Origin of the sequence: Paraburkholderia sp. RAU2J, from assembly GCF_003634845.1 — a bacterium.
Taxonomy (GTDB): domain Bacteria; phylum Pseudomonadota; class Gammaproteobacteria; order Burkholderiales; family Burkholderiaceae; genus Paraburkholderia; species Paraburkholderia fynbosensis.
The window spans coordinates 3,376,613-3,395,037 of record NZ_RBXG01000001.1 but is presented as its reverse complement, the minus strand read 5'-3'; the positions used below and the strand labels follow the sequence as shown (position 1 = coordinate 3,395,037).

Here is an 18,425-nt window from a genome sequence, read left to right as displayed (position 1 = left end):
GATTACATGATGCGCGCGTGGCGGCCATAGCCGCGCGGCGCGCGGTCGATCCGCTATTTGCCCTCTGCGCCCTCGGCGGCAATGCACTGCGCAGCCGCGTTGATCACCGCCGCAATGCGGCCCACGTCGCGCAATTGCGTGGAACTCATGCCCTCGGCGACCAGCGTATCGAAGTGCGACTTCACGCAAAAATGGCATTTGCCGATGATCGACGCCGCCAACGCATACATCTCGAAACGCCGCTTGTCCACGCCGCCATGCGACGCGTAAGCGTTCATCCGTAACTGCGCCGGTTGCGATTTGATATCCGAGCTCTCCACCATCTCGACGTACGGGTACCAGACGTTGTTCATGCCCATCAGCGCGGCGGCCGTCAACGCGCCCTGGGTTTCTTCCGGCGACAACACGCCGGCATGGCGAATCGCGTCGACGATCACCGTGCTTTTGGCGGCAAATGCCGCCGCCAGCGCGACGCCGACCGCGTCGTTGCCTTCGAGCGACGAGCGGGCAATCGTCCCGTCGAGATTCAGCCGGATGTCCTTCGCGTAGTCGGGCACGCGTGCCTTGATCGAAGCCAGGAATTCCATGGCATCTCCTATCGGATTGTCGATAAAAAAACCCGCTGCCTCTTCGAGGCTGGCGGGTTTTTGATGGCACGGCTTAAAGCGTTGCACCGCCGACTGCGCGGTTGCAAGGACACAGTTCATCGGTTTGCAAGCCGTCGAGAAGACGCAGCACTTCTTCCGGATTGCGGCCGACGTTCAGGTTGTTCACCGACACGTGCTGAATCGTATTGTCCGGATCGACGATGAAGGTGGCGCGCAACGCGACGCCGGCTTCCTTGTCGCGCACGCCGAGCTGGTCGATCAGTTCGCCCTTCACGTCGCCGAACGAATAGTGGTTCAGCTTGTTCAGGTCCTTGTGTTCGCGGCGCCATGCCAGTTTCACGAATTCGTTGTCGACGCTGCCGCCCATCAACACTGCGTCGCGCTCTTCGAAATCGCCGGCGAATTTGCCGAACTCGGCGATCTCCGTCGGACACACGAACGTGAAATCTTTCGGGTAGAAATAGATGATTTTCCACTTGCCCGGGAACGACTGCTCCGTGATGTCTTCGAACGCCGACGCGCCGTTTTCTTCATGGTGATTGAAGCCCGGCCTGGCAGCGGTGACGGTGAACGCTTCGATTTTATCGCCAACGGTTTTCATGCGAGTGCTCCTTCGTGGGTTGGAAAAAACAGCGTGTTGAGGCTAGCGACTCGTTGCAACGAGCGCGTTACACCGTCCCACTATATTTCTATAAAAATATGGGCTTGATAGTTTTTTCTACCGGACTGGATAGTTATTATTCAACGCGTCAGCAGCGTTGCAGAGAAGGCGGCGCCCGTTTCCGTTCAGACGCCTTTGGCGAGCGGAAACTCGATCGTGACTTCGAGACCGGGCCCTGGCGTGCGATTGCGTAAGCGCAGCGCACCGCGATAGCGACCCACAAGGCGCTGAACGATCGCCATGCCGAGGCCAGTGCCGTTGGCCTGGGTGCGCGCCGAATTCACCCGGTAGAACGGCCGGGTGACAAGCGCCAACTGGTCTTCCGGAATGCCGGGGCCTTCGTCGACCACCGACAGCTCGACCCGCGAATGCGACACCCGCGTCTCCAGAATCACGTGCGGGACGCCGTCGCCGTCGCTCAGGCCGTACTTGCGCGCGTTCTCCAGCAGATTGCCGACCACGCGCCGCATGTCGGTTTCATCGGCTTCGATCACCGCCGACGGCGCGAGCCGCGTGATCAGGCGCATGCTGTCCTCGCTCTGCATGCGCGCAGCCAGTTCGCTGGCGATCACGGACAGGTCGACCGGCTCGGGCACGCGCTGCACAGGGCGCGCGTAATCGAGGAAGCGGCCGATGATCATGTCCATCTGTTCGATGTCGTCGACCATCGCGTCTTTCGTGCTCTGGTCCGACGGGCTCATTTCGGTTTCGAGCCGCAGCCGCGCGAGCGGCGTGCGCAGATCGTGTGAGATGCCCGCGAGCATCAGCGCGCGATCGGCTTCGAGCTGTTCGAGGTCCTGCACCATCTGGTTGAAACTGCGATTGGTTTCGGCGGCCACGCCCATGCCGCGCTCGGGCAGCGGCTCAGGCGACTGACCCGAGCCGACTTTGCGCGCGGCCATCGCGAGCCGGGCGAACGGCCGGTTCACGAGACTCGTGATGAAGGCCGCGCCGAACAGCGACAGCGCCAGCGCGAACACGCCCCAGCCGGCCCATTGCAGACCGGTCGCGTTGTCGAGCTGATCGCGGTCGAGCGCGACCCAGTAGTCGTCGTCGTCGATCTTGAAGCTGATCCACACGCCGTTGATATCGTTCACGCTTTGCGCGATGACGGTGTCGTCGCCGAGACGCCCGCGGATGTCGTGTTCGATCAGGCGGTTCAGCGATTCGTCGGGCTGGAGTTTGTATTTGTCGGTAGCTTCGCGCGGGTACACGCGCACCCCTTCATTGCTTTCCAGGTCCTGCAGCAGCGCGCGCCGCAGGTCGGGATCGGAATAGAGGAGTGCGGTGCGCGTGAGCTTGACGATCGCGACGAGCTGCAACGCCACGCGCTGCGCGCGCGGCTCGCGTTCGATCACGCGAAAGCTCTGGAACCACGCGGCGAGACTGACTGCGATCAACAGCGCGATCAACAGGAAGGTCCGCCAGAAAAGGCCGCCGAACGCGAGCGTCAGGAGGCGCCGGTCGATCCGCATGGGCCCTTCTTATCTGAAATCAGAGACAGGAAACTGAAGCAAACTCAGGCCGCACCGTCGGGAATGAAGACGTAGCCCAGACCCCAGACGGTCTGGATGAAACGCGGGCTGCCCGGATCGGGTTCGATCAGCTTGCGCAGACGCGAGATTTGCACGTCGAGACTGCGGTCGAAGACTTCGTATTCACGGCCGCGCGCGAGTTCCATCAGCTTTTCACGCGAGAGCGGCTGGCGCGGATGACGCGCGAACACCTTGAGCACCGAGAACTCGCCCGTGGTCAGTGGAATTTCCTGGCCGGCCTTGGTGAGTGTGCGGGTGGCGAGATTCAGCGCGAACTCGCCGAACTCGAACACTTCGGTCGTTTCGGACGGCGCGCCCGGCAATTCCGAGGGCGACTGGCGGCGCAGCACCGCGTGAATGCGCGCGACCAGTTCGCGCGGATTGAACGGCTTGGGCAGATAGTCGTCAGCGCCCATTTCGAGGCCGACGATGCGATCGACGTCTTCACCCTTGGCCGTCAGCATGATGATCGGCGTACGGTCGTTGCTGCCGCGCAGGCGGCGGCAGATCGACAGGCCGTCCTCGCCGGGCAGCATCAGATCGAGCACCAGCAGATCGAAGCGCTCACGCACCCAGAGCTTGTTCATCGACGGCGCGTTCTCGGCGACGTAGACATTGAAGCCCTGTTCGCCCAGATAGCGGCGCAGCAGATCGCGCAGACGTGGATCGTCATCGACGACGAGGATTTTCGAAGGGTTTTTGGTTTCCATGGTCGGCATCTTAGCGCGATTAGAAAGTGGTGCGCGGTTGCATCGTTTACGGGGTTACAGTCAGTTACAAAATTTACCCGCACTGTGGCACGACGTAAAGCTCGGGCAGGTAGACTCCTTTACTCAATGCGGCTGTTCGGTGGATACTTCACTCGACCACAACTCTCGTACCCGGCTCGTTACCGGGGTCTGTATACGCATTTGAGGTAGCCGGTTGCCGCGCCACGAAGGGAACAACATGAAGGGAGGGGTTTGGCCAAATGTGCGCCTGAGCGTCATTGCACTGGCGGTAGCCGGTACGCTTGCAGGCTCACTGGGACCAACGCTCGCCCATGCCCAGCCTTCCGCCGACAGAGCTGCGAGTGTGCACGCGCCCCGGCCCGGCAACTCGCGGACCAGCCGCCGCAACAGCCCCAATGCCGATCGCCCCGCGTCAGACATCATGTTGCGCACTGCGGTTCCCCCCGATCTTGATCAACGTCGTCGCGATGGCCATATGACGCCCGACGAACGGCGCCTATTGCGTCAGCACATCGAAGATGCTGTGCGCGAACTCTACAAGCGGTAGCTTTTTTCGTGCCCGCTCGCGGCACGTAGGGCGCGCAGCCTCGCCGCGTGAAAGGATCTCGTTGTGCTTCCCGTTGATCAAATCGCATCTCCTCGGCTGTTGAGCAGCGTGGAGCGATCTGCGTGCGCCTGCGCGAAAACGTTTCTTGTGTTCGTCAACCAGGATGCTGCTGAGGCTTCGCCGGGCTGGGCGCAGTCGCGAACGCCGATGATCAGCATGTCGAATGGCAGCCTGCATGTGCTCGGCGTGACGAAACGTTACGCGCAGCTTGTGTGTGGGAGCCGACGAACACACTGTCAATGCTCCTCTCAAATAACCGTTTCACGCCGAGGTTCGGGAAAGGCCAGCCTGCGTAGCAGAGCAGGCTATTGTGCCGGGATGCCGAGGCGGCTAGATGACACCGCCCATTGCCAGCGCAAGCTCAAGTAAGGACTTCGCCCGCAGCGTTCAGGCTCATCGGGTCGTAGATATTCGAAGTTCGCGGGCGAACGATGCGTCGTCCACGATGCAGCAACAGCAGTCGTTGGAACGCACATGGCGCGAGCCGGTCAAGGTGGCGTACGCTTTGATGTCGCGAGCTTCGCTTCGCCTTGCATCACTACGCCGATGGCGAACTCGGGTGTTGCAGATTCACCGTCGTTGCAGCGCATGGTCCTGCCGCTCACGCGAGTCGGCGCGATCACGATCCATTCGACTGCTGTGCCTCGCTGGACACGTCGACGCAGACAAGACCCGCGCCATAGCAATAGCACGAGGGTAACAATGAAACGACGCAGCTTTCTGTCGATCGGCGCAGCCACCGGCGCGACGCTCTGGTGGCCGCGTTCGTTCGGCGCGCAGGCGATGGCGGCTGGCATGTCCCAAAGCCGCGGGTACGACAACCTCCTGATCCTGATCGAGCTGAAAGGCGGCAACGACGGATTGAATACCGTGATTCCGTATGCCGATCCCACTTATTACGCGCTGCGCAGGAACATCGGGATCAAGCGCGAGCAGGCGATTCAACTCGATGAGCATACCGCGCTGCATCCTTCGTTGCGGCCGCTGCTTCCGCTTTGGCGCAGCCGGCAGCTGGCAATCGTGCAGGGCGTCGGCTATGCGCAGCCGAACGTCTCGCATTTCCGATCGAGCGAAATCTGGGACACCGCGTCGCGCTCCGACCAGTATCTGCGCGAAGGCTGGTTGACACGCGCGTTTGCGCAGATGCCGGTGCCCGCCGGCTTTGCCGCAGATGGCGTGGTGATCGGCAGCGCCGAAATGGGACCGCTCGCGCACGGCGCACGTGCTCTCTGCGTGGCCAATCCGGCTCAGTTCGTCGACATGACGTGGCCCACGACGCTGGTGTCGCCGCCGACGAGTCTTCACAACAACGTCGCGAACAGCACCCTGAAAGCCGCCTATCGCGCGCGCCCCGCGCAGGGTCATGCGCAATTGAAGACCGTGTTTTCCGACGGCGCATTCGGTAGTTCGATCAGAGCGGCCATGCAAATGTTGGCCACTCGCGATGCGCCGAATGCACTGTCCTTTGCGAGCACCGCGCGCGGCTCGACAAAAAGCAGCCAGGGCGTCGCCGTCATCCGCCTGACGCTGAGTGGTTTCGATACGCACCAGAACCAACCCACTCAGCAGACCGCCTTGCTCAGGCAACTCGGGGAAGGGGTGTCCGCGATGAAATCGGCGCTCGTCGAACTCGGCCGCTGGGACAGCACCCTGGTGATGACTTATGCCGAGTTCGGGCGTCGTCCGCGAGAGAATGAGAGCAGGGGCACCGAGCACGGCACCGTCGCACCGCATTTCGTGATGGGCGGACGTGTGCGGGGCGGCTTGTACGGCATGCCGCCCACTCTCGCACGGCTTGACGGCAACGGCAATTTGCCGCTGGGCGTCGATTTTCGGCGGCTCTATGCAACCGTGCTGGGACCCTGGTGGGGGCTCGATGCATCGGCGATTTTGCAACAGCGGTTCGAGCCGTTGCCGCTATTGAACGTTTGATGGTGAATCGAGCGCGATGGCGATGCTTTCGATGACTGATCGCCTGAGCAGCTCAGTTGCGCGAAGCGGAGCCAAACAGCACCGGGCAGCGCACCGTGCTGCGTCGGCCCGTCGCTTCTATTTCGCGCGCCACGCGATCCACAGTTTGCGGATCGGCGTCAACGCGATGCGTTGATGCAGAACGTGATAACCGTCGCGTTCGATTTCATCCAGCAGGGCCGACGCCAGCGCCACCAATGCGAGCAGCGTGCGCTGCGCGCGGCGCTCGTGCGCGGGCACGGCGGCGAGCGCGGTTTGCAGCGTGGCGCGCGCGCGGCCGGTTTCGAAACGCATCAGCTCGGTGAACGCGTCGGTGTATTTCCGGTTGATCAGATCGGCGGCGGTGACGTTGAAGCGCTGCATTTCGTCGATTGGAATATAGATGCGGCCTTGCCGCGCGTCATTGCCCGTTTCGGCGACGAACTGCGCGAGCGTGAGCGCCTCGCCGAGCGGCGCCGCCCAGGCCGGTGCCTGCGCGGCGTCCTTCGCCGTCGCGCGTGCCACCAGCGACGCAAAGGTGCCCCCGACGCTTTGCATATAGCGTCGCAGATTCGGATAGTCGAGGTAACGCGCCTGGTCGAGATCGATTTCGAAACCGGCGAGCAACGCCTGGAGCGCTGGGTATTCCCCCTTCACGTCGGGCAGATAGGCGGCCAGCGCCTTGGAAACCGGGTGGGAGGGCGAGCCCGAAGCGAGCGCGGCGATCTCGTTTTGCCACCATGCAAGCTTCGTGCGGCCGATGGTCGGATCGCTGGTTTCCTTGACCGTTTCCTCGAACTCGCGGCGCAATGCGAACAGCGCCGTCAACAATGGCTGGCTTGCTGTGGGCGCCTGCCGAAGCGCATAGTAAGTGCTCGATCCGGGCGGCGCCGCTTTCTGCTGGCAATATTCGTCGAAATTCACTGGATTGGGAATGTGGGGAAGGGCAGGCGAAGAAGGGCACGGCGTGCCTGCGTCAAGCCAGAAATTCTAGCATCGGCGCCGCTTCCACAGACACCGGACAGATGCAGACAAGCGCGAATCAATCGGTTAGAATCTCGCGCTTACGCTTTCGGGCGCGTGTTTCTGGCGCGGCCGCGAGCAGGCAGGACATCGGGCAGGACGCTTGGCGGTGTGCCCGGCTGCGAGGGTGGCGAAATTGGTAGACGCACCAGGTTTAGGTCCTGACGCCCGCAAGGGTGTAGGGGTTCGAGTCCCCTCCCTCGCACCACTTATCAGTAGCGAAAAACCCCGTTAAGTCGTTGGACTGACGGGGTTTTTTGTTTCTGGCCTGATTCTGCCGCGCGTATCGGGCAAAGCCTGCCCGCCATCGCCTCAGGCGCCCGGCGTGTCCGATTGCGCCTGCGCGCCCGGCAGGTCCGCCTGCGCTGCGCCTTCGAGGAAACGGCGGGTCGATTCGAAAGCCTGCAGCATCTGATCCGGCCACGGCGTTTGCAGCATGACCGCCTGATGGTTTTCGAATGCCGACGACAACAGTTTGACCAGTTCGGGCGAGCGAAGATGACGCAGCAGTACGCTGACCGCGATCGCCGTCGCCTGGCTCGCGCCGGCAGTCTGGAGTTCCGAGGCAGTGAGGGCTGCGACCTGTTTGTTGATGTCCACTGAAACTTCCTTGGATGAAAAGTGGGAGGGTGAAGGCTCGGTGGCCGGTGCCGAATTTTGACATGGTTGGCGGGCTGTCGCGAATTCGGCCGGATGGCCGCGCGGGCTGTACAGTATCGCGGCGTGGGCGGCTGGTTCGAGGCCGGTGGATATCATCTCGACGCACGCAGGCGTCAGTTTAGGTATTCTCGATGGTCTGCGTATTACCGTGATCATGTGGACGGCTAGCCGGACGTTCTGCCTCGCTGGCGGTGCGCTCCGACGGCAATCGTCGTCTCCTTTCGCTGTCTGACCTATCTGGCTATATTCCCGTTTCATTCCCAAGCAGTGGTTCCGGAAACTGAACAATGAAGCATGCTTTGAGACTGACGGCCTGGTGCTTTGCAATCGCCGCTGCGTGGATGTCGCCACCCGCAGCCGCAGCCGACCATTTCGCGCAACGTTTCGCGCTCCAGCTCGAAGACGGCGCCGCGTACTACAGCGTGATGCTGCCGGCGAGGGTGTATGCGTCGAGCCAGCGCAGCGACCTCGGCGACGTGCGCGTATTCAACGGCGCCGGCGAAGCGGTGCCGTACTCGCTCGACGCGCCGCGCGAACCCGCACGCCCTGCGCCGGCTCTGCGCGCCGTGAGCTGGTTTCCCGTGCTGCCAGCCGCGGCAGGCGGCAACGGCGCACCAGTCGGGGTAGCGATGGCGGCCGATGGGTCGTTGCGCGCGACCTCGCCGCCGCCGCCGCGCGCCCAGCATGACGTCGACCTGATTGATACCGGACGCGCGCCGCGATCAGGGCAGATCGGCGCGCTGCGCGTGCATCTGCGCGACGACAACTACCAGGGCCGCGTGAGCATCGAGTCGAGCGACGATTTGCGTCACTGGCAACCCGCGGGCAATGCGCAACTGCTGAAGGTCAACTACAACGGCAGCCTGCTCAGTCAGGACCGCATCGAACTGGACGCCGCCCACGCGCGTTACCTGCGACTGCGCTGGCTCGATGGCGTGCCGTATGTCGAGTCGATGGACGCGGAGGTGCATACGGGCATCGCCGGACCGGCGCGACGGGGCGACGCACAGCGCGAATGGCGCGAAGGCATCGTCGCTCAAGCGGGTCCGAGAGCCGGCGAGTATTTCTTCACGACGGGCGGCCCGTACCCGGTAGACCGTTTGCGCGTCACCCTGCCGCAGACCAATACGGTGGCGCCTGCCGTCGTGTACTCGCGAGCGGGACTGGACGCGCCCTGGCGCGAGGTCTCCAGTGCGATGCTGTTCCGCTTGCACAACGGCGCGGTGGAGCAGAACAATCCATCGCTCGAATTGAAGCCGGACACTGATCGCCAATGGCGGGTGGTAGTCGATACGCGCAATGGCGGATTGGGCAACGGCAGTTTGACCGTTGCTGCCGGTTGGCAGCCGGCGACGCTGAGTTTTGCCGCGCGCGGAGCCGCACCGTTCGTGCTGATGGTGGGGAGCGCGGCTGCGTCATCGGCGGCGGTGGCGCGGGACGAGTTGCTGGCGGGCACATCGTCGACCGTGGCGAGCGCGCGCCTGGGTGATGTGCTGCCGCCTGTGGCGCAAGGCACGAGCGCAGGCTCCTCGGTGCTCAGCGAGCCGGATGCGCCGCGCCGCTATCTGTCGTGGCTGGCTTTGCTGCTGGCCGTGAGTTCGCTCGGGATGATCGCATGGTGGCTCGCGCGGATTGCGCAGTCACGCGTACGGGAAGTGGCCGCTGATCTGCCCGCGGCACCCGGTGTGACAAGCGGCGCGGTGAATGATGCGGGAATCGGTGGCAGTGCGAAGGTCGGCGACGGGCCGGACCGCGAGAAAAGGTGATGGTGCGAGCGAATGGGGTTGGCCGCCGCGTAGTCAAACGAACAGGGCAGTGTTGGACGCTGCGGCGAATCAATCCGCGCAGAGCGAGCCGTATGCGAGGAAGATCAGCGCAGAGCCCGCGTCGTTCGTCCACGCTCCCACCGCTTACACCACTCGCTCAATCATCGTCTCGATGAGTTTGTCGAGCGCATCGCCGAAGGCGGCCTTTTCCCGCTCGTCGAGGCAATCGAACATATCGCCGTTCCACTTGCGCGCGATCGGCATCACCTTCCTGTACAGCGCGCGGCCCTCCGGTGTCAGCGACACCAGCACTACGCGGCCGTCTTCGGCACTTGGCCGGCGCTGCACGAGCCCTTGCCGGATCATCGCTTCGGCCGCGCGGCTCGCCTGGCTTTTGTCGAGATTGGCATGCCTCGCCAGTTCCATGATGGAAAACGGTCCGAACGAACCCACCGATGCAATCACCCGCGCTTCCGGCAAGCTCACGCCGAGCTTCGCCTGATAACGCTCGCTGATGCCACGCTCCGCGAGTTTGTTCAGCACGTGCAGACGATACGTGAGGAACTGTTCAAGCCCGGCTTTGGCGGAGTCCTTCATGGTGATCCCGTGGTGAGTGGAGCGATCGCGGCGCAGTGATTGTTGCCGCAACCGTCCCGCCGGTCAACGCGAGCCGTATTTGAGGCGCGTCAGTTGTTCGGCCTCATCGGCGAGCAGGCGTGCCGCATCGCGAATCGCGACGTCGAGCGTGATCGGTCCGGGTGCAGGAGAGAAGCAACCGCTGAAGTATTCGGCGAGACGAGGCAACGCCGCGGAGTCGACCCCTCCGGAGAGCAGCGTGGCAGGCACGCCGGCCGCTCGGGCATGACCGCACGCAATAAAGGGTGCTTTGCCGTGCAGCGTTTGCACGTCCGAACGGCCTTCGCCGGTAATCAGCCAGTTTGCGCCTTCGAGCGCCGCATCGAGGCCGATCTGCCGCGCGACCGTTTCCGCGCCCGGCTCGAACTGCGCGCCGAGCATATGCAGCGCGAAGCCGAGGCCGCCGGCCGCGCCCGCACCGGGCTGATCGCGCGCCGTGCGGCCGAGCGCGGCCTCGAGCAGGTCGGCAAAATGGGCGAGGGCGGCGTCGATCGACGCAACCTGGCCGGGCTTGACGCCTTTTTGCGGACCGAAGACTGCTGTCGCGCCATGCTCGCCGGTGAGCGGGTTATCCACGTCCGACATGCCGATGAACTGCGTGTCTGCGAGCCGGGCGTCGAGTTGCGAGACGTCGAGACGCGCGACGCGCGCCAATTGTTCGGGCGTGCCTTCGAGCTGGTCGCCTTGCGCGTCGAAGAGTCTGAGGCCGAGGCCGGCCAGCAGGCCGGCGCCGCCGTCGTTGGTACTGCTGCCGCCGAGCGCGACGAAAAAGCGCCGCACACCGGCGTCGAGCAGCGCGCGAATGGCTTCGCCCATGCCCCGCGTGCTGCGCGCTTCGACCGGCACAGCCATTCCGACCGGATCGGTAATGCCGACGATTTCCGCCGTCTCGATGATCGCGCTGCCATCCGCGAGCAGGCCCGTCAGCGCTTCACGCAGCGGACCGGCCGCGCCGCGCACGCTCAGTTTGCGGCGCTCGCCGCCGCTCGTGAGCATGGCGTCGAGGGTGCCTTCGCCGCCGTCGGCCATCGGGCAGATGCGCACGCTGGCGTCGGGGCGAGCGCGCAGGATGCCGGATGCGATCGACTGCGCGACCTGCTCCGCGCTAAGCGAGCCTTTGAAGGAATCTGGGGCAATGACGACGACGGGCGAGGACGGCGAATTCGGCATGGTGTCTCTGAATGGTTGGAATCGTTGCGAAGGCGGGGAAATGACATGAAACGAATGCAGCCCCGAGCGCGTTCAGTAGCTTATCAGCATGGGTGGGCCGACTGAATATGTCGAAAGGCATAGCGGGGATCGTCCGTCGTGGCGCGCCGGGTGCGCAATGGTTGCCGGTCGCCGCGGGCAGCCCGCACGCCGCAACGCCGGCGAAGCGGAACCGTTTTCTGGAGACGAATCGGGAGCTTCGCAATCGACGCGGCCACCCGCCCGTGCCGCGCTACCTTCGCGCAGCAGACAGCGCAGGCGTGGAGAAATACGCCTGCGCGCGTGCGCCAGGATGGCGCAAGCGGCACGCCACCCGCGCCGAAACCGCGCCAAAACAGCCCGGAAAGCGCCCGGAATGCCGATAAAAACCCGCGCATTTATCGAATCCCGGCTAGGCGCGCAAATAGTTTGCTAAAATATTCGGCTCTTTGGACCCAACCGTGCTGCCGGCGGCCTGCAAGCCCGCGGCGCAGGCGCGCAAATCGATGCTGAACGACGCAAACGCGACATCGGCGACATCGAAAAGCGGCACGGAGAAGATAACTGATTCGCTCGAATAATTTTAGGACGATTGAAGCCATGGCTAACGTTGTTGAGAACCTCGGCAAGCTCGAACGCCGCGTAACGATTTCCCTGCCGAAGGACACCGTGCAGAAGGAAGTGGACTCGCGTATCCGTCAACTCGCGAAGAACGTGCGCATGCCGGGTTTCCGCCCGGGCAAGGTGCCGCTCAAGATGGTGACGCAACAGTATTCGGGCCAGGTGGAAGCCGAAGTGCTGAGCGACAAGGTCGGCAAGGAATTCTTCGACATCAGCCGCGCGGAGAACCTGCGCGTGGCCGGTCAGCCGAGTTTCGCGCCGAAGGCCGACGCAGTCGAAGGCGACTACGCGTTCGACGCGACCTTCGAGGTGTACCCGGAAGTGCGGCTGGGCGACGTCGCCACGGCTGAAATCGAGCGCACCACGACCACCATCAGCGAAGCGGAAATCGACCGCACGCTGGAAATCCTGCGCAAGCAGCGCGTGCACTTCCACGCTCGCGGCGAAGCCGGCGAGCATGGCGACGGCGGCGCGGATACGACAGCGAAAGAAGGCGATCGCGTGACGGTCGACTTCGTCGGCAAGATCGGCGGTGAAGTGTTCCAGGGCGGCAGCGCGGAAGACTTCGCGTTCGTGCTGGGCGAAGGTCGCATGCTGCCGGAATTCGAAAAGGCGGCGCAAGGCCTGAAGGTTGGCGAGGCGAAGGAATTCGATCTGGCCTTCCCTGAGGACTATCACGGCAAGGACGTGGCGGGCAAAACCGCGCAATTCACGATCACGATGAAGAAGATCGAGTGGCCGCACCTGCCGGAAATCGACGCTGACTTCGCGAAGTCGCTCGGTATCGAAGACGGCGATCAGGCCAAGATGCGCGCCGAGATCAAGGACAACCTCGAGCGCGAAGCGAAGCGCCGCACGCAAGCCATCGTCAAGAACCAGGTGATGGACGCGCTGCTGAAGATTTCGGAACTCGACGTGCCGAACGCGCTGATCGAACAGGACCAGGAACGCCTCGTCGCGATGGCGCGCCAGGATCTGGAGCAACGCGGCGTGCCGAACGCCAAAGACGCGCCGATCCCGCCCGCCATGTTCAAGGAGCAGGCCGAGCGCCGCGTCAAGCTGGGCCTCGTACTGGCCGAGCTGGTCAAGGCCAACGAACTGCAAGCCAAGCCGGAGCAGATTCGCGCCGAAGTCGACGAATTCGCGAAAAGCTACGAAGACCCGAAGGAAGTCGTCCGCTGGTATTATTCCAACCAGCAACGTCTTGCTGAAATGGAAGCGTACGTCGTTGAAGCCAATGTCGTCGAATTCGTGCTCAGCAAGGCCAAGGTGACGGACAAGGAAGTGAGCTTCGAAGAACTGGCAAGCGCGACGGCGCAAGCGTAAGTGTCGCTGCAACGGCGTGCCGGCTGTCGGAGTGACGGCCCGCACGCCGTTTTTTTGTGCTGTGAATGCGCATTGCGTTGTGTCGTGCAACGCGTTTGCGCAGATCGCGCACTTGAATACGGGCTCGTCGCACACCACCTGTCCAGCATCTGATATTTAGAATATTTCCAGACAAGGATCCATTGCATGACCTTTCGCGCTCAAATGCTGGACACGTTGACCTCCCAGTCGTCGCGGGATCTCGAAGCGCAGGCGCTCGGACTTGTGCCGATCGTCGTGGAAACGAGCGGCCGGGGCGAGCGCTCGTATGACATCTATTCGCGTCTGCTCAAAGAACGCATTGTGTTTCTGGTCGGTGAAGTGAACGACCAGACGGCGAATCTTGTCGTGGCACAGATGCTGTTTCTCGAGAGCGAGAATCCGGACAAAGACATCAGCTTCTACATCAACAGCCCGGGCGGCTCGGTGTCGGCCGGCATGGCGATCTACGATACGATGCAGTTCATCAAGCCCGACGTCTCCACGCTGTGCATGGGTCTCGCGGCGAGCATGGGTGCATTCCTGCTGGCGGCGGGCGCGAAGGGCAAGCGGTTTGCGCTGCCGAATTCGCGCGTGATGATTCACCAGCCGTTGGGCGGCGCGCGCGGTCAGGCGTCGGACATCGAGATCCAGGCGCGCGAAATCCTGTATTTGAAGGAGCGGCTGAACCATCTGCTCGCGCACCATACGGGCCAACCCGTCGAACGTATTGCGCGTGACACCGATCGTGACAACTTCATGTCCGGCGACGACGCGCAAGCTTACGGTCTGGTTGACCAGGTCGCACACAAGCGTCCTTGATCCGGTGCAGTTTTGCCTCTAATTGGGGCAAAACCGCCGTCAGATCGATTGTGAAATAATCAAGACCGTCCGAGCGCCTGCGGCAAGCGCCGTCACCTTGGCTCAAGTCCCCTGCGGCGCTGCGAGGTAGGGGGCAAACGGCGTATCATGTAATTGAGTGTCCGGAGGCTCACACATCTATGGCGGACAAGAAAAGTTCTAACAGCGAAAAGCTGTTGTATTGCTCGTTTTGCGGCAAGAGCCAGCATGAAGTCAAGAAACTGATTGCCGGCCCATCGGTATTCATCTGCGATGAATGCATCGACCTGTGCAACGAAATCATTCGCGACGAGGCTGCCGGCGCGGGCATCGAGGCGGGCTTGTCGAAGTCCGATCTGCCGAGTCCGCAGGAAATCCGCGAGATTCTCGACCAGTACGTGATCGGTCAGGAACGCGCGAAGAAGATTCTCGCGGTCGCGGTGTACAACCACTACAAGCGCCTCAAGCATCTCGACAAGAAGGACGAGATCGAGCTGTCCAAGAGCAACATTCTGCTGATCGGTCCGACCGGTTCCGGCAAGACGCTGCTCGCGCAGACGCTCGCGCGCCTTCTGAACGTCCCGTTCGTGATTGCCGACGCAACCACGCTGACGGAAGCCGGCTATGTCGGCGAGGACGTCGAGAACATCATCCAGAAGCTGCTGCAGAACTGCAATTACGAAGTCGACAAGGCTCAGCGCGGTATCGTTTATATCGACGAAATCGACAAGATCAGCCGCAAGTCCGACAACCCGTCGATCACCCGCGATGTGTCTGGCGAAGGCGTGCAGCAGGCTTTGCTGAAGCTGGTCGAAGGCACGATGGCGTCGGTGCCGCCACAGGGTGGCCGTAAGCATCCGAATCAGGACTTCATCCAGGTCGATACCACCAACATTCTGTTCATTTGCGGTGGCGCATTCGACGGGCTCGAGAAGGTCATTGTCGATCGTACCGAGAAGACCGGTATCGGTTTCGGCGCGAGCGTAAAGAGCAAGCAGGACCGTGACGCTGGCGAAGTGCTGCGCGAAGTGGAGCCGGAAGATCTGATCAAGTTCGGTCTGATTCCTGAGCTGATCGGCCGTCTGCCTGTCGTCGCCACGCTCGGCAAGCTCGATGAAGCGGCGCTGATGAAAATTCTCGTCGAACCGAAGAACGCATTGGTCAAGCAGTACCACAAGCTGTTCAACATGGAACGCGTCGAGTTGGAAATCCGTCCGGGCGCGTTGCAGGCTGTGGCGCGCAAAGCCATTCGTCGCAAGACGGGTGCGCGTGGTCTGCGCTCTATCCTGGAACAGGCGTTGCTTGACGTGATGTACGACCTGCCGCAAATGAAAGGCGTTAGCAAGGTCATCATCGACGATAACGTGATTGACGGCGACGGCAAACCGCTACTGATCTACGAAGACGCGCCCAAGGTCGCGGGTTCGAACTGATCGGCTTTCGGGTTCTGTAAAAAAGCCGTTCATGGCGACGTGAACGGCTTTTTCGTTTATCGTGTGGTCAGGATGGTTGTTTTCACTATGGAGTCACTGAACCTTCGGAGTCACTGAACTTTTTCCCACACGCGGAGGCTTGCAATATTTTCTGCTGGCCTCACCTATCGAACGAACTGATTCCACTCATGGGGAAATGAAATGTCAGGAACCCAACTCCTCCCGCCGGAACGCATTACGCTCCCGCTGCTCCCGCTGCGTGACGTAGTCGTTTTCCCGCACATGGTGATTCCGCTCTTCGTAGGCCGCCCGAAGTCGATCAAGGCTCTCGAAGCAGCGATGGAAGGCGGCAAGCACATCATGCTCGTCGCCCAGAAAACGGCTGCGAAAGATGAGCCGACCGAAAAGGACATGTACGAAGTAGGGTGTGTTGCCAACATCCTGCAAATGCTCAAGCTGCCCGATGGCACCGTGAAGGTGCTCGTCGAAGGCTTGCAGCGCGCGAAAACGCTTTCCATCGAAGAGCAGGAAACGCAATTCTCGTGCGAAGTCATGCCGCTCGAACCCGACCACGCCGACAGCGCTGAAACCGAAGCGTTGCGCCGCGCGATCGTGTCGCAGTTCGATCAGTATGTGAAGCTGAACAAGAAGATCCCGCCGGAAATCCTGACATCGTTGTCGGGTATCGACGAAGCCGGGCGTCTGGCCGACACGATTGCGGCGCATCTGCCGCTCAAGCTCGACCAGAAGCAGCACATCCTCGAGATGTTCCCGGTGATCGAGCGACTCGAGCATCTGCTCGCGCAACTCGAAGCTGAGATCGACATCCTGCAGGTCGAAAAGCGCATCCGCGGGCGTGTGAAGCGCCAGATGGAGAAGAGCCAGCGCGAGTACTACCTGAACGAACAGGTCAAGGCGATCCAGAAGGAACTCGGCGAAGGCGAAGAAGGTGCGGACCTCGAAGAACTCGAGAAACGCATCACGGCTGCCCGCATGCCGAAGGAGGCGAAGAAGAAGGCCGACGCCGAGCTGAAGAAGCTCAAGCTGATGTCGCCGATGTCGGCGGAAGCGACAGTCGTGCGCAACTATATCGACACGCTGATCGGCTTGCCGTGGCGCAAGAAGAGCAAGGTCAACAACGACCTCTCGAATGCGGAGCGCGTGCTCGACGAAGACCACTTCGGTCTCGAGAAGGTGAAGGAACGCATTCTCGAGTATCTCGCGGTCCAGCAACGTGTCGACAAGGTCAAGGCGCCGATCCTGTGCCTCGTTGGACCCCCGGGTGTCGGTAAGACGTCGCTGGGTCAGTCGATCGCTCGCGCCACGAACCGCAAGTTCGTGCGCATGGCGCTCGGCGGTGTGCGCGACGAAGCCGAGATTCGCGGCCACCGTCGTACGTATATCGGTTCGATGCCTGGCAAGATTCTGCAAAGCCTGACCAAGGTCGGCGTGCGCAATCCGCTCTTCCTGCTCGACGAAGTCGACAAGATGGGTCAGGATTTCCGCGGCGATCCGTCGTCGGCGTTGCTCGAAGTGCTCGATCCGGAGCAGAACCACACGTTCGCCGATCACTACGTCGAAGTCGACTTCGATCTGTCGGATGTGATGTTCGTCGCGACGTCGAACTCGCTGAACATTCCGCCGCCGCTGCTCGACCGGATGGAAGTGATCCGCTTGTCGGGCTATACGGAAGACGAGAAGGTCAGCATCGCGCAGCGTTATCTGTTGCCGAAGCAGAAAAAGAACAACGGCCTCAAGGATGGCGAGGTCGATGTGACGGAAACCGCGATTCGCGACATCATTCGTTACTACACGCGTGAAGCGGGCGTGCGTTCGCTCGAGCGTGAAATTTCGAAGATCTGCCGCAAGGTCGTGAAGATGCTTCTGCTGAAGAAGGCGGAAGGCGCGGTGAAGGTCGACGGCAGTAATCTCGACACCTTCCTCGGCGTGAGGAAGTACGACTTCGGTCTGGCTGCGAAGGAAAATCAGGTTGGCCAGGTCACGGGCCTCGCGTGGACGGAAGTGGGCGGCGATCTGCTGACCATCGAAGCCGCGGTGATGCCGGGCAAGGGCAATGTGATCCGCACGGGTTCGCTCGGTGACGTGATGAAGGAATCCGTCGAAGCGGCGCGCTCGGTTGTGCGCTCGCGTTCGCGTCGTCTGGGTGTCAAGGACGAAGCGTTCGAGAAGCAGGACATTCACATCCACGTGCCGGAAGGCGCGACGCCGAAGGACGGTCCTTCGGCCGGTATCGCGATGACGACCGCGCTGGTGTCGGTATTGACCGGTATTCCGGTACGTGCCGACGTCGCGATGACGGGCGAAATCACGTTGCGTGGCGAAGTCCTGCCGATTGGCGGCCTGAAGGAAAAGCTGCTGGCGGCGCATCGTGGTGGGATCAAGCTGGTGCTGATTCCGGAAGAGAACGTCAAGGACTTGACGGAGATTCCGGACAACGTGAAGAACGCAATCGAAATCGTGCCGGTCCGCTGGATCGACAAGGTGCTCGAGCTGGCGCTCGAACGTGTGCCGCAAGCTTTGCCTGAAGAAGATCCGAAACCTGCCGCGCCCGTTGCGGCGGAGCCGGGCAAAGACTCAGCATCAGAGGTTGTGAAGCACTAAAACATTCAGAAGCGAAGCTGCTTGCTGAACGGAAACCCGCGGTCACGGCCGCGGGTTTTTTTATTGTCCGCGTGATTTCGCAATGCGCTCGTGGGTCACGTTTTCCCACCTTGTGGGCATCGCGCCAAGTGCCTCGAGTGACAGATTGCCTGCGCGTTGACGCCAGGCAATATTTGCTAATAAAAAGCCCCTTAAAAACC

Annotated in this window: 15 protein-coding genes and 1 tRNA gene; 8 read left to right on the top strand and 8 right to left on the bottom strand. The window is 62.1% G+C overall.

Annotated elements, in window-relative coordinates:
- Nucleotides 1-53: 53 nt before the first annotated feature.
- The 4 genes from B0G69_RS15435 to ompR all read right to left on the bottom strand — a co-directional run bounded on the left by B0G69_RS15435 (nucleotide 54) and on the right by ompR (nucleotide 3,514).
- Nucleotides 54-587, bottom strand: a complete 534-nt coding sequence (locus B0G69_RS15435) for a carboxymuconolactone decarboxylase family protein (RefSeq protein ID WP_121318286.1) — start codon at nucleotides 585-587, stop codon at nucleotides 54-56.
- A gap of 73 nt (nucleotides 588-660) precedes the next feature.
- The gene (locus B0G69_RS15430) at nucleotides 661-1,209 is read right to left on the bottom strand and encodes a peroxiredoxin (protein ID WP_121318284.1); all 549 of its coding nucleotides are present in this window, start codon (nucleotides 1,207-1,209) and stop codon (nucleotides 661-663) included.
- Nucleotides 1,210-1,394: 185 nt separating this feature from the next.
- Nucleotides 1,395-2,744 (bottom strand): ATP-binding protein, encoded by a 1,350-nt coding sequence (locus B0G69_RS15425; protein WP_121318282.1) that lies wholly within the window; start codon nucleotides 2,742-2,744, stop codon nucleotides 1,395-1,397.
- 44 nt (nucleotides 2,745-2,788) lie between these two features.
- Nucleotides 2,789-3,514, bottom strand: coding sequence for a two-component system response regulator OmpR (ompR, locus tag B0G69_RS15420; RefSeq protein WP_033379433.1), 726 nt, complete (start codon nucleotides 3,512-3,514; stop codon nucleotides 2,789-2,791).
- Between the two features lie 238 nt (nucleotides 3,515-3,752).
- Here ompR and B0G69_RS41830 point away from each other — a divergent pair, with 238 nt between their 5' ends.
- On the top strand, nucleotides 3,753-4,082 hold the full coding sequence (locus B0G69_RS41830) for a hypothetical protein (RefSeq protein ID WP_121318278.1): 330 nt from the start codon (nucleotides 3,753-3,755) through the stop codon (nucleotides 4,080-4,082).
- Nucleotides 4,083-4,844: 762 nt separating this feature from the next.
- On the top strand, nucleotides 4,845-6,074 hold the full coding sequence (locus B0G69_RS15405) for a DUF1501 domain-containing protein (protein ID WP_121318275.1): 1,230 nt from the start codon (nucleotides 4,845-4,847) through the stop codon (nucleotides 6,072-6,074).
- 117 nt (nucleotides 6,075-6,191) lie between these two features.
- Here the strand turns inward: B0G69_RS15405 and B0G69_RS15400 are convergent, their stop codons facing one another.
- Nucleotides 6,192-7,016, bottom strand: a complete 825-nt coding sequence (locus tag B0G69_RS15400) for a squalene/phytoene synthase family protein (RefSeq protein ID WP_121318273.1) — start codon at nucleotides 7,014-7,016, stop codon at nucleotides 6,192-6,194.
- Nucleotides 7,017-7,236: 220 nt separating this feature from the next.
- Between B0G69_RS15400 and B0G69_RS15395 the strand changes: the two genes are divergently transcribed.
- A tRNA-Leu gene (locus B0G69_RS15395) sits at nucleotides 7,237-7,323 on the top strand.
- 104 nt (nucleotides 7,324-7,427) lie between these two features.
- On the opposite strand, the gene B0G69_RS15390 is transcribed toward B0G69_RS15395, so the two are convergent.
- A complete protein-coding gene (locus B0G69_RS15390; RefSeq protein ID WP_121318271.1) occupies nucleotides 7,428-7,715 on the bottom strand; it encodes a hypothetical protein in 288 nt (95 codons plus the stop codon).
- A gap of 347 nt (nucleotides 7,716-8,062) precedes the next feature.
- Between B0G69_RS15390 and B0G69_RS15385 the strand changes: the two genes are divergently transcribed.
- A complete protein-coding gene (locus B0G69_RS15385; RefSeq protein ID WP_121318269.1) occupies nucleotides 8,063-9,541 on the top strand; it encodes a DUF3999 domain-containing protein in 1,479 nt (492 codons plus the stop codon).
- Nucleotides 9,542-9,685: 144 nt separating this feature from the next.
- On the opposite strand, the gene B0G69_RS15380 is transcribed toward B0G69_RS15385, so the two are convergent.
- Entirely contained in the window at nucleotides 9,686-10,138 is a 453-nt protein-coding gene (locus B0G69_RS15380; protein ID WP_121318267.1) for a MarR family transcriptional regulator, read from the bottom strand.
- 63 nt (nucleotides 10,139-10,201) lie between these two features.
- Nucleotides 10,202-11,347 (bottom strand): glycerate kinase, encoded by a 1,146-nt coding sequence (locus B0G69_RS15375; protein ID WP_121318265.1) that lies wholly within the window; start codon nucleotides 11,345-11,347, stop codon nucleotides 10,202-10,204.
- Between the two features lie 618 nt (nucleotides 11,348-11,965).
- Between B0G69_RS15375 and tig the strand changes: the two genes are divergently transcribed.
- The 4 genes from tig to lon all read left to right on the top strand — a co-directional run bounded on the left by tig (nucleotide 11,966) and on the right by lon (nucleotide 18,225).
- Entirely contained in the window at nucleotides 11,966-13,312 is a 1,347-nt protein-coding gene (gene tig / locus B0G69_RS15370) for a trigger factor (RefSeq protein WP_121318263.1), read from the top strand.
- Between the two features lie 186 nt (nucleotides 13,313-13,498).
- A complete protein-coding gene (gene clpP / locus B0G69_RS15365) occupies nucleotides 13,499-14,152 on the top strand; it encodes an ATP-dependent Clp endopeptidase proteolytic subunit ClpP (RefSeq protein WP_007182010.1) in 654 nt (217 codons plus the stop codon).
- A gap of 179 nt (nucleotides 14,153-14,331) precedes the next feature.
- Nucleotides 14,332-15,603, top strand: a complete 1,272-nt coding sequence (clpX, locus tag B0G69_RS15360) for an ATP-dependent Clp protease ATP-binding subunit ClpX (RefSeq protein WP_121318261.1) — start codon at nucleotides 14,332-14,334, stop codon at nucleotides 15,601-15,603.
- Nucleotides 15,604-15,804: 201 nt separating this feature from the next.
- Nucleotides 15,805-18,225: an endopeptidase La gene (gene lon / locus B0G69_RS15355; RefSeq protein WP_121318259.1), complete on the top strand. Its 2,421-nt coding sequence runs from the start codon at nucleotides 15,805-15,807 to the stop codon at nucleotides 18,223-18,225.
- Nucleotides 18,226-18,425: the final 200 nt, after the last annotated feature.